Source organism: Sphingorhabdus sp. (assembly GCF_044239005.1).
Taxonomy (GTDB): Bacteria; Pseudomonadota; Alphaproteobacteria; order Sphingomonadales; family Sphingomonadaceae; genus Sphingorhabdus_B.
The window spans coordinates 1-11,636 of the sequence record NZ_JBIICH010000068.1; the positions used below are offsets into that span (position 1 = coordinate 1).

Here is an 11,636-nt window from a genome sequence, read left to right on the forward strand (position 1 = left end):
CTTTGAGGGTGCAAGGGTTTCAAAGAGGGGTTTGCCCAATGCGTGTGCTTTTGATTGAAGACGAACCAACTACGGCCAAGGCCATCGAGATGATGCTCGCGACCGAAGGGTTCAATGTCTACACCACCGATTTGGGCGAAGAGGGTCTCGATCTGGGTAAGCTGTATGATTATGACATCATATTGCTCGACCTGAACCTGCCCGATATGCACGGTTATGATGTTCTGAAAAAGCTGCGTGTGGCCAAGGTGCAGACTCCCGTGCTGATCCTTTCGGGCATTAGCGAAATGGATTCAAAGGTACGCTCGTTCGGCTTTGGTGCCGATGATTATGTGACCAAGCCATTCCATCGCGACGAACTTGTCGCGCGTATTCACGCCGTCGTGCGCCGGTCAAAGGGCCATTCGCAGTCGGTTATCCGCACGGGCAAGCTTGCGGTGAACCTTGATGCCAAGACCGTCGAAGTCGACGGCAGCCGTGTGCACCTGACCGGCAAAGAATATGCGATGCTTGAGCTGCTTTCGCTGCGCAAGGGCACGACGCTGACCAAGGAAATGTTCTTGAACCACCTGTATGGCGGCATGGACGAACCTGAACTCAAAATTATCGACGTTTTCATCTGCAAGCTGCGCAAGAAACTCGCGCTCGCATGTGGCGGCGAAAACTATATCGAAACGGTTTGGGGCCGTGGCTATGTGCTGCGCGATCTCGACGAAATGGAAGAGCCGCTCGTCGCCTGACCCTAAAGCATATTGCGTCCTTTTGTTTTGCAGATGGGCTTACCGGCGGGGTGGCAACCCGGCAAAGGTGATGATGCTTTCGCCACCGGACGCGCTAACCGAACTGACGCCGACGAAATGATCGTCCACGATCAACCCCTCAAGCACCGTTTCGGTGCCTTGTACGTCGCGGACAAAGACCCAATCCTGCGCGTCTGCACGGCGTTGGTAAATGCGATACCGCTGCGCGCCCGGCGCTGCATCCCATTTGACCGTCGTGTTAGAGGTTACTGCACCGCCTAAAGTCGCCGAAGCCGGAGCTGGAGGCGCGACCGAAAGCGCATTGGCGGTAACGACGTTCAACATTGTGACCTTGGCCAGATAGTCGAAGTCCATCTTGTCGACGGTGTCGCCATATTCGATGCCGTTTTCGGTACGCACATCCTGATGCTGATGGTGATAATTTTCGACGCCAACGGTGAAGCGGATTGCAGGGAAACCGAGATCTAGCGAGGGCAGGTGATCGCCGCCGCGCGCAAAGCGGTCGGGGCGGCGGACGCCGAATACGTCCAGTGTCACATCGGGATATACCTTCGCTCCAATATTGTCGGCATAGCGCATCAACGAACGGCTTGGGCCATCGTCTTCGCCGCCGCTGTTGCGGCGCGCCATTTGGCCGGACAAATCTTCCGATGCGCGGATGCCTTCGCTAAAGACCCGCACGACATTTTTGACGATACGACCGTCGGTGCCAAGCGTACCGCCGACAATGTCATTGTTCAGCATAGCGCTGACTTTCCAGCCGCGTTCTTTGGCCGTTTCCGCAAGCAAGCGCCCACCCATCAAGCCCTGTTCTTCGCCCGAGAGAAGCGCAAAGACGATGGTCGCGTCGCCTTGCGGCTCTTTCGACATCAAGCGTGCGGCTTCGATAACGAGCGCGCTTCCCGATCCGTCGTCGTTCGCGCCGGGTGCGTCTTTGGTGAAGTCCATCACATCGGACACGCGGCTATCGATATGGCCAGCGATAATGATGACATGGTTCCAGCCCATTTTACCGGGCTTGATCGCAAGTACGTCAACGATGTTCACGCCATTGGGAATGCGTGGGCCGGACATATTCCGTTCAAGCAACTCGGTCGTCAGGCAGCCTTTGCAGGCTTTGGAAATCTTCTCAAACTCGCTTTGTGCCCAGCGCCGTGCCGCGCCAATGCCGCGCTTTGGGTCGGTAGCCGATGACAAGGTATGCCGCGTGCCGAAGCTCACCAGTTTTTCAACATCCGCCTTCAGGCGTTCCGGGCTTGGACCATCATGCGCGGCGGCTGGTGCAGCGATGCTCAGCGCAAGCAAACTGGCCAATAAAGGTAGTTTTTTCACTATCGTTCCTGTCCTATCCCGTCTGGCGCATGATAAGCGTGTTTAGCCCTCAACGGCAAAGCTTAGTCCGGCATATTTCTGCAACCGGTCAACCAGCGTTTCACCCAGCGCCGCGCCCGGCGTGGTGACACCGCCCGCACCCTGATTTTCGCTCAACGCAATGGCTGTTTCGCTGATCATCTTGCTGGTTGAACCATAGCCCGGGTCACGGTCGCCCTTCACGCTAAGCTTCGCGGTCCGGCCATCGGGATATTCGGCGATGAACAGCACATCATAAAAGCCAGTGTCGCGCTCTTCTTTGCTGGGGCCTTCGCCGGGCTTGGGGTCATTGTCCCCACCCATCATCGGCGTCGACGCGACATGCTTGGCCATCGCTTCGCCTTGTTCGCCGGGACCGGTCAGCATCATTTCGTCATAGACAAAATCCGCGCCAAAGGCCTGACCAAGCAAGGCGTTGGTGCGGTGTACATTTTTGGTGTTGATCGGTGCCATGACGAAGCTTGTGGCCCAACTGCCGATGCTTTCGTCATATTGGGGCTTGTTGCCGGCTGGCTGCGCCGGACCTTCAAATCCGCCGGCAAGACTGAATGGGTTTGTCAGATATCCGATGACTGCAGGATCTTTTGAAGCCGCAGCCATCGTCGCCTTCATGCTGGCCGCTGTGCCGCCCGAAAATGTGCCCTTCATCGCGCGGACGCGGCCCTTTACGCGTGGCGCTGGTGCGCCAAAGGTTTCAATGCAATGCTTTTGCAGCATCAACACGCCAAGATCGAAGGGGATGGAATCGAACCCAGCGGAAAAGACAATGCGCGCACCCGATGCTTTTGCGGCTTCGTTATGTTGGTCGATCTTTTGGCGCATCCATGCGGGCTCTCCGCACAAATCGGTATAGTCGGTTCCATTGGCGACGCAGGCTTCGACCAGTTCATTGCCATAAAGCTGATAGGGTCCAACGGTGGTCAACACGACTTTGGTGCGCTTCACCATCGAATCCAGCGAAGCGGGATCAGACGCGTCGGCAACGATTAACGGCGTGTCGGCGGCTGCGCCGATGAGGTCGCGCACTTCGGCCAGCTTATCCGCGCTGCGTCCAGCCATTGCCCATTTGAGACCCGTTTTGGTCTTAAGATATTCGGCAACCAGTCGTCCGGTATATCCGGTGGCGCCATAGACAATGATATCGAACTCGCGTGCGTCTGACATTCTGCTCTCTCCCTTGATTCTGTTGCCCAACCTGATGGGCTGCGCGTGCGGCAATGTCAAAAGGGAGAGATGGTTTTAGTCGGCACCAGCTGCGGGATGGTTGCTAAAAACGTTTAGCGGACGAATGCCGAAAACCCGGTCGCAACGGTAACGCGCGACCGGCCCATAAGAAACATAACCTTGGAATTAGGCAGATTTAAAGCTTGGGCAAAGTCACGCCGCGCTGGCCCATATATTTACCGGCACGGTCGGCATAGCTCGTCTCGCAAGGCTGTTCGCCCTTTAGGAACAGAAACTGGCACGCACCTTCATTGGCGTAAATCTTTGCGGGCAGCGGGGTTGTATTGCTGAACTCGAGCGTGACATGCCCTTCCCAACCTGGCTCCAGCGGGGTCACATTCACGATGATACCGCAGCGCGCATAGGTCGATTTGCCGAGGCAGATGACCAATACATCGCGGGGTATACGGAAATATTCAACGGTCCGTGCCAGCGCGAAACTGTTCGGCGGGATGATGCACACGTCGGTCTTGCGGTCGACAAAGCTTTTCGGGTCGAATTCCTTGGGGTCCACGATGGAGCTGTCGACATTGGTGAAAATCTTAAACTCATCGGCCACACGGGCGTCATAGCCATAAGAGGACAGGCCGTAGCTGATGCAGCCATCGCGGCGTTGTGCTTCGACAAACGGTTCAATCATTCCGGTCGCATGGGCTTGCTCGCGGATCCAGATGTCGGACAATATGGACATAATCACTCCCTGTTACGGGACTGCTTTTGCCAATTTACGGTGTGAGCGCAAGTGGCGGCGTAGAAATTATCGTGCGCAACACGCGCGTTGGGCTTTATTTCAAATTTGCGGGGCCAAAGCCATGCGGCAGCAATTCCGATAGCCGGAATGTTTCATATCCCGTTGCGTGCGCGCAATGCACCGGAATATCGGTGTCCGTCAGGTCCGCCACTTCCTTGATAATCTGGCGGCATCGGCCGCACGGGGTAATGGGGTCAGCTGCTTTACCCACATGCCCTGCCAAGCCACCTGCCACGGCGATTTCGCGAATGGCGCGTAATTTGCCGTCACTATTGGCTTTGGCGATCGCGACCGTTTCGGCGCATAACGTCATGCCATAGCTGGCGTTTTCAAAATTGCTGCCCGTGATGATTTCGCCTGTATCAAGCAGCAAGGCCGTGCCGACATGAAAGTTTGAATAAGGCGCATAAGCGGTTTGGGCGGCATCAATGGCAAGCTGAACAAGCTTTTGCGTGCTGTCGGTCATTTGCGCACCACAACCCAGCGCACAGGGCCGTCAACGCCGTCGATGCGACGCTGCAAATTGGCCGTCCACATAACCCATGGCCGCGCAGAATAATCGGGGGTCAACCAATTGCCCTCCAGCCAAACAGTGCGATCAATCGACTTGCTCACTTGATACTCCTTCTCAAACTCCCGCGTGAGTAGCAGGATTGCGGGTGTGCCGCTATGCGCCTCTATCTGGTTCAGGAATGTCGCGAGTTCCGACAATATCAGCGCGCGGTTCGGACGCCCTTGGCAGGTATCGGAAAAATCAAGCTGGACCGCCGGCGGCAGGGCGCTTTCGTTGCGCGGAACGCTGGTAATGAACATCGTCGCTTGGTCAGATGCCAGACGGCAAATGTCAAAATGGTGGAGCGCGCCGAAACGGATGCCGGCGTCTTGCGCGCCTGCCAAATTGGCTTGAAATTCTGCGTCGCGCGCGTGCGCGCCTTCGACCGCAGTGATATAGGCAAAATCGACACCCGTTGCGCCAAGCTCCGCCCAATTGGGACGGCCATTGCTTTGGGTGACCACAATGCCTTGAACCGGATATTCATCGCGCGACGGTGCCCAAGCGGTCACATAACGCCAGCCCGCATAGACCGCGAGCGCGATGCCGAGCATGATAATGCCCCACCGGACGAATTGGCGTTTACCCCCAGTCATGCGACCCTCTGTTCAAGCATGTGATTCGTCCCTCTAGGCGTTACCGCCGCGCGAAGTCGATAGCCGTTACGCAATGGCCGTCCGAATGGAGAAGATTTTACGCTGCGCGGCGCTCAGCTTTTGATGTGCAGCACACAAATGAGCGTGAACAGCCGGCGGGCCGTAGCGAAATCAACCTCAACTTTGCCCTCAAGTCGTTCCATCAACAACTCGGCTGCTTCATTATGCACACCGCGCCGCGCCATATCGATGGTTTCGATTTCAGCAGCGCTCGCCTTGCGAATGGCCTGATAGTAGCTGTCGCAAATGGCGAAATAGTCTTTCACCACGCGGCGGAAACGGCCCAAGCTGAGGATGAGCATTTCATGTGGCGCATTATCGGGCCGGCGGATGTCGAGGATGAGGCGGCCGTCGGCGACGCTGATGACCAGATGATATGGCCCGGCATAGCCATCGCCCATATCGCGCAGCGGCTTGAAAAAGTTGTCTTCGATCAGATCGAAGATCGCGACGCGCCGCTCCTGCTCGATATCGGCATTGCGCCGAAGTATCGTTGCTTCGTCCAAGTCGACTTTGATGATGCGCGGGTCGCTCATGCTGCTGTGTTAGCTTGAGATATTTTTGGGGCAAGCGCTATCCCGTTTGTGGAACATCTTGTTGTCCGATTGTTGTCCACAGCCATATCCCCGCACTTCTTTTTGTCCCCCCTTGCGAAGCCGAACATGCTAAAGGATAGGGAGCCATGGCCGACCTTATCAGACTTGCAGCAGCGAATGAAGCTGAACCCCAACGCCTTCCCCGCAATATTGAGGCGGAGGCCGCGTTTCTTGGAGCAATTCTGATTGATAACCGGGTGATCGAAGATGTGTCGATCAAACTTCAGCCCGACCATTTCTTTGAACCGCTGCACGGCCGCATTTACGAACAGATATTGCGTCTGATTGACCGGAACATGCTGGTGACGCCGGTCACGCTGAAGCCATTTTTTGAGGCCGACGAATCCATGCGCGAGCTTGGGGGCCCAGGCTATTTGATTAAGCTGACGGCGGATGGCGCTGGCTTGATCGGCGCGCGCGACTTTGCGCAGCAGATTTATGACCTCGCGTTGCTGCGTGAATTGGTGACGGTTGGCCGCACGTTGGTCGACAATGCGCTCGACACAAGCGAGAGCGTTGACCCCAAAGGCCAGATCGAAGCCGCGGAAAGCGCGTTGTACAAAGTCGCCGAAGGCGAAGGTGAAACCGGCTCGATGAAGAGCTTCCTCGCCGCATCGACCGAGGCGATCCGCAATGTTGAAAAAGCGTTGCAATCGGGTGGTAGTCTGTCCGGTGTGACCACCGGCCTGGATAGCATTAACGCCAAATGCGGCGGCCTGCACAATTCCGATCTTGTCATCCTCGCTGGTCGCCCGGGCATGGGCAAGACATCGCTTGCCACCAACATCGCCTTCAACGCTGCGCGCCGGTGGATCCGCGAACGTGAAGACGGCATTGAAGAAGCCAAAGGCGCTGGCGCCAAGGTCGCTTTTTTCAGCCTCGAAATGTCGGCGGATCAGCTGGCGACGCGTATCTTGGCCGAACAATCGGGCATCAGTTCCGAACTGCTGCGTATGGGAAAAATCAGTCGCGAAGATTTCCGGGAATTGTCCCGCGCGAGCCGCGAGCTGCAGGAATTGCCGCTCTATATTGATGACACGCCGGCGCTGACCATCGCTGCATTGCGTACCCGCGCACGGCGCTTGCAGCGTCGGCATGGCATCGGGCTGATCGTCGTTGACTATTTGCAGTTGCTTCAGGGCTCAAGCCGTTCCGGCGATAACCGCGTTAATGAAATTTCCGAAATTAGCCGTGGTCTGAAAACCTTGGCCAAGGAACTGGGCCTGCCTGTGATTGCGCTTTCGCAGCTTAGCCGTGCGGTTGAACAGCGCGAGGACAAGCGTCCGATGCTGTCCGACCTTCGCGAATCCGGTTCGATCGAGCAGGACGCCGATATGGTCTGGTTCGTGTATCGCGAAGATTATTACGAAGCGGCCAAGCAGCCCGACCCCGTCAACGAAGCCGCGCATGACGCGTGGAAAGAAAAGATGGAGCGCATTTTTGGTGTCGCCGAACTTATCGTCGCCAAGCAGCGCCACGGTTCAACGGGCCGCGTCCGGATGAAGTTCGAAGCGAAGATCACCCGCTTTACCGACTTGGCCGACGACCAATATGCCGATGCGGGCTATGATTGAGGCTTAGGCTAAAAGCGTCATCCTAATCCCAAAATCGTCATGCTGAACTTGTTTCAGCATCTTACTTTCTTTCGGGCGCACGAAGTAAGACCCTGAACCAAGTTCAGGGTGACGGTCTGGCGCTGGTGTTAACCCCGCAACCGCGCGGACAAAATGTAGTTCAACGCCATGTTGCTGCTTAAATGCAGCCCGGACATGGGCGAAAACGCAATGCCCTGCATGTCGACAATCTCAATTCCCGCATCATTGAGAAGTGACGTCAATTCATCGGGCGTCAGGAACTTGTCCCAATCATGCGTCCCGCGCGGGACTTGTCCAAGCCGCTCGGCGGCCTCGACGAGGAAAATGCGCGAGGCAGGGGTGCGGTTTGGCGTCGATAGCAACAGCAAACCATCGGGCTTCATATGGCGTTTCAGTTCGCCGATGAACACGGCTGGATCGTTCACATGCTCAATGACTTCCATCGACGAGACGATATCAAACTGGCCAAGTCCTTGGGCAGCGATTTCGCCCGCGCGATAGGTGATTGATAGTCCCGACAGCCCCGCATGTGCGGTTGCGGCATCAATATTTTCGGGCGCGGCATCTACGCCCGTCACGTCCGCCCCCATGCGCGCCAGTGGCTCACACAGCAGCCCCGCACCACAGCCAACATCAAGCGCAGACTTGCCCACCAGCGGATAACGCGCCTTGCCATCACCGCCAAAATGCGCGTCGACGGCGGATCGAATGAAGCCAAGCCGCACGGGATTCAACTTGTGCAGCATGGCGCTTGAACCCTTTGGATCCCACCATTCGGCCGCCAAGCCACCAAAATGGGCGGCTTCCGTAGCGTTTATTGTCGTTGCTGCGCTTGCGTTTGTCATATCCTGTCCCTATCAGGGCCCTCAATTGTAGTATAGCGACTTTTCAAGGTTTTCATGGCCCGCATTGTAATGAAATTTGGCGGCACGTCTATGGCCGGAACGGAACGTATCCGCCGTGTCGCGCAATTGGTGAAGCGTCAGGCCGAACGTGGTGACGAAGTTGCCGTCGTTGTCTCTGCTATGGCGGGCGATACCGACCGGCTCGTCAACTTCTGCCGCGAGGCGAACGCGCTGTATGATCCCGCCGAATATGACGTGGTGGTCGCTGCTGGTGAACAGATTACTGCGGGTTTGCTCGCGATAACCTTGCAGGCGCTCGGTTGCGAAGCGCGCAGCTGGTTGGGCTGGCAAATGCCGATCCATACCGACAGCGCGCATGCCAAGGCGCGCATTGGTTCGATTGACACCGACGAATTGCTGGCGTCTATGAAGGCGGGCAATATCGCCGTCATTCCGGGATTTCAGGGCCTGACCGATGATAACCGCATCACCACCTTGGGTCGCGGGGGGTCTGACACCTCTGCTGTTGCCGTGGCCGCTGCGGTGAATGCCGACCGCTGCGATATCTACACCGATGTTGATGGCGTTTACACCACGGACCCGCGCATCGTGGCCCGCGCACGCAAGCTGAAGGCCGTGACCTACGAAGAAATGCTGGAACTGGCATCAGTCGGGTCAAAGGTTTTGCAGACCCGTTCGGTCAGCCTTGCGATGAAGGAAGGCGTGCGCGTGCAAGTGCTGTCTTCATTCGTTGATGAAAGCGCGCCTGACGCTGACAGTATCCCCGGCACGATGATTGTGACCGACGCAGAATTGGAGAAGTATCAAGTGGAACGCCAACTGATCACCGGAATTGCCGCCGACAAGAATGAGGCGAAGATCACCCTCACGCGCGTGCCCGACCGTCCGGGCGCGGTGGCGAACATCTTCTCGCCGCTTGCCGACGCAAATATCAACGTCGACATGATCATTCAAAATGTCGGCCGCGACAAAGGCGAGACCGACGTGACCTTTACCTGCCCACAGGCGGACCTTGTGCGTTGCACCGACATCTTGGAAAACCGCCGCGACGCGATTGGCTACAACCGCCTGATCCCCGATACCAAGGTGACCAAGATTTCCGTCGTCGGCGTCGGCATGAAAAGCCATGCAGGCGTCGCGTCGACGATGTTCAGCTCCTTGGCCGACCGCAAGATCAACATTCAGGCGATTTCGACCTCCGAAATCAAGGTTTCGGTGTTGATTGACGAAGACGAAACCGAACTGGCCGTGCGCGTGCTGCACACCGCTTATGGGTTGGATGCGGAGTAAACCGCTTTCATTGCCACCTAGCGACCGATAAGAGACCGCTATGACCAAACTTCAACACCTTATGCAACGCGGCGCGGAATTCCTTGGCTGCGACGTCGCCATTATGTGCGGGGCGATGTCTTGGGTTTCGGAACGGAACCTTGTGTCGGCTATTTCCAACGCCGGCGGGTTTGGCGTGATTGCGTGCGGGGCGATGACGCCCGAATTGCTGGATACGGAAATTGCCGCCACGAAGGCGCTAACGTCCAAGCCATTCGGTGTGAACCTGATCACCATGCATCCGCAAATCATGGAACTGATTGATGTTTGCGCGAAATATGACGTGAGCCATGTCGTGCTCGCGGGCGGATTACCGCCCAAGGGTAGCATTGAGGCGATCAAGGCGTTTGGCGCAAAGGTTATCTGCTTTGCCCCTGCGCTGACGCTCGCGAAGAAATTTGCGCGCTCCGGCGTGGATGCGCTGGTTATCGAGGGTAGCGAGGCGGGCGGGCATATCGGCCCCGTGGCGACCAGCGTTTTGGCGCAGGAAATCCTTCCAGAGCTGGGCGATCAACTGCCTATTTTCGTCGCCGGCGGCATTGCGCGGGGCGGCGCGATTGCAAGCTATCTCGAAATGGGCGCGGCGGGTGTGCAATTGGGCACGCGGTTCGTCTGCGCGCATGAAAGCATTGCCCATCCCAATTTCAAGGCTGCGTTCCTGCGCGCCAATGCCCGCGATGCGGTCGCCAGCGTCCAGATTGACCCGCGTTTGCCGGTCATTCCTGTCCGCGCGCTGAAGAACAAGGGCACTGAGGAGTTCACCAAGAAACAGGTCGAGGTTGCCGCAATGCTTGATCGCGGCGAAATCGACATGGAAACGGCGCAGCTTGAGATTGAGAAATATTGGGCAGGGGCGTTGCGCCGCGCGGTGATTGACGGCGATGTTGAATATGGCTCGGTCATGGCCGGCCAGTCGGTTGGCATGGTCCATGTCGAACGGCCCGTGGTCGATATCATTGCCAAGCTGGTGGACGAAGCGAACACCGCGCTGGCGCGTTAAGCTTATCGCACTCTTCATATAGCGAATAACGTTAACCGTCTTGCCAACGCAACACAGCGTGCGCATATCGGTGCCATGACTGAAAATATCGCGACGGAACTCACCCCGCTCGACCCCGCATTCGTGACCACGACACGCATTGCGACAGCGATTGGATTGCTGCCCTTTGTCATCGGTGCAGGCGTGCTTGAGGTTGCGCAAGCCGCTCCTCCGGGCAGTTTCATTGTACCGATGCTGCTTTTCTATGTCTTTGTCGCGTTCACCGTCCCGGCGCGCAAATATCGGCATTGGGGCTATGATATGGGCACCGACCGGCTGCGCATTGTGCGCGGTTACATGTTTTACCGTGACACGATCGTCCCGTTCGGGCGCATCCAGCATATCGATGTTGACCAAGGGCCAATTGATCGGCGCTACGGCCTCGCCACGCTGACGGTACATACGGCGGGCAACCACAACAGCAAAGTGGCGTTGCCCGGTCTGGCCAATGCCGACGCGCTGGCGATGCGCGAGGCCATTCGCGCCGCGATCCGGCAGGACAGCTTGTGAACGAAGCCGTTGATGCGGTGGAGGTTCTGACGCCCGCAGTCGACGGCGAGCGGCTGCATATTAGCGGCTTGTTGGTGGGCTTTGTCTCGGGGCTTCCACAGTTGGTGTTTCCGATGATCGCCGCGATCTTCGGTGTTCGCAAAGCCGACAATCCGGTTCTCATTCCCGTCGTCATCGCGCTTGTTCTGTTATTCAGCCTGTTCTTTCGCTGGTTGGCATGGCTGCGGTTTCATTATTTCGTCGGCGAACATGACATTCGTGTCGAGAAAGGGATTTTGAACCGGACGGCACGCTCCATCCCCTATGAGCGTATTCAGGATGTCAGCATCGAACAAAAACCGCTCGCCCGCATGATGGGTTTGGGTGAGGTCAAGTTTGAAACCGG

At 57.2% G+C, this 11,636-nt stretch carries 13 protein-coding genes; 6 read left to right on the forward strand and 7 right to left on the reverse strand.

Going from position 1 to position 11,636, the window contains the following annotated elements; all coding sequences use genetic code 11:
* Positions 1–38: 38 nt before the first annotated feature.
* Entirely contained in the window at positions 39–740 is a 702-nt protein-coding gene (gene ctrA / locus ACILQA_RS06720; RefSeq protein WP_395629008.1) for a response regulator transcription factor CtrA, read from the forward strand.
* Between the two features lie 39 nt (positions 741–779).
* Here the strand turns inward: ctrA and ACILQA_RS06725 are convergent, their stop codons facing one another.
* The 6 genes from ACILQA_RS06725 to ACILQA_RS06750 all read right to left on the reverse strand — a co-directional run bounded on the left by ACILQA_RS06725 (position 780) and on the right by ACILQA_RS06750 (position 5,852).
* Positions 780–2,093 carry a M20/M25/M40 family metallo-hydrolase gene (locus ACILQA_RS06725; protein WP_395629009.1) on the reverse strand — a complete coding sequence of 438 codons (1,314 nt, stop codon included), beginning with the start codon at positions 2,091–2,093 and terminating at the stop codon, positions 780–782.
* A 42-nt stretch (positions 2,094–2,135) separates the two neighbouring features.
* Positions 2,136–3,296 (reverse strand): saccharopine dehydrogenase family protein, encoded by a 1,161-nt coding sequence (locus ACILQA_RS06730; RefSeq protein WP_395629010.1) that lies wholly within the window; start codon positions 3,294–3,296, stop codon positions 2,136–2,138.
* Positions 3,297–3,492: 196 nt separating this feature from the next.
* Positions 3,493–4,047, reverse strand: a complete 555-nt coding sequence (gene dcd, locus ACILQA_RS06735) for a dCTP deaminase (RefSeq protein WP_324477873.1) — start codon at positions 4,045–4,047, stop codon at positions 3,493–3,495.
* Between the two features lie 94 nt (positions 4,048–4,141).
* Positions 4,142–4,573 carry a cytidine deaminase gene (locus tag ACILQA_RS06740; RefSeq protein WP_395629011.1) on the reverse strand — a complete coding sequence of 144 codons (432 nt, stop codon included), beginning with the start codon at positions 4,571–4,573 and terminating at the stop codon, positions 4,142–4,144.
* On the reverse strand, positions 4,570–5,256 hold the full coding sequence (locus ACILQA_RS06745) for a GH25 family lysozyme (RefSeq protein WP_395629012.1): 687 nt from the start codon (positions 5,254–5,256) through the stop codon (positions 4,570–4,572). Before ACILQA_RS06745 ends, ACILQA_RS06740 begins: the two co-directional genes overlap by 4 nt.
* Before the next feature lie 113 nt (positions 5,257–5,369).
* Positions 5,370–5,852, reverse strand: coding sequence for a UPF0262 family protein (locus ACILQA_RS06750; RefSeq protein WP_395629013.1), 483 nt, complete (start codon positions 5,850–5,852; stop codon positions 5,370–5,372).
* Positions 5,853–5,998: 146 nt separating this feature from the next.
* Between ACILQA_RS06750 and ACILQA_RS06755 the strand changes: the two genes are divergently transcribed.
* A complete protein-coding gene (locus ACILQA_RS06755; RefSeq protein ID WP_395629014.1) occupies positions 5,999–7,486 on the forward strand; it encodes a replicative DNA helicase in 1,488 nt (495 codons plus the stop codon).
* A gap of 128 nt (positions 7,487–7,614) precedes the next feature.
* Here the strand turns inward: ACILQA_RS06755 and ubiG are convergent, their stop codons facing one another.
* Positions 7,615–8,352 carry a bifunctional 2-polyprenyl-6-hydroxyphenol methylase/3-demethylubiquinol 3-O-methyltransferase UbiG gene (ubiG, locus tag ACILQA_RS06760; RefSeq protein WP_395629015.1) on the reverse strand — a complete coding sequence of 246 codons (738 nt, stop codon included), beginning with the start codon at positions 8,350–8,352 and terminating at the stop codon, positions 7,615–7,617.
* Positions 8,353–8,406: 54 nt separating this feature from the next.
* On the opposite strand from ubiG, the gene ACILQA_RS06765 reads away from it, so the two are divergent.
* From ACILQA_RS06765 to ACILQA_RS06780, 4 genes are all read left to right on the forward strand, one after another.
* Entirely contained in the window at positions 8,407–9,663 is a 1,257-nt protein-coding gene (locus tag ACILQA_RS06765; protein ID WP_395629016.1) for an aspartate kinase, read from the forward strand.
* Positions 9,664–9,703: 40 nt separating this feature from the next.
* Positions 9,704–10,702: an NAD(P)H-dependent flavin oxidoreductase gene (locus ACILQA_RS06770; RefSeq protein WP_395629017.1), complete on the forward strand. Its 999-nt coding sequence runs from the start codon at positions 9,704–9,706 to the stop codon at positions 10,700–10,702.
* A 75-nt stretch (positions 10,703–10,777) separates the two neighbouring features.
* Positions 10,778–11,251, forward strand: coding sequence for a PH domain-containing protein (locus ACILQA_RS06775; RefSeq protein WP_395629018.1), 474 nt, complete (start codon positions 10,778–10,780; stop codon positions 11,249–11,251).
* On the forward strand, positions 11,248–11,636 hold a 389-nt coding region (locus ACILQA_RS06780; RefSeq protein WP_395629019.1), incomplete at its 3' end, for a PH domain-containing protein. The genes ACILQA_RS06775 and ACILQA_RS06780, both read left to right, overlap by 4 nt.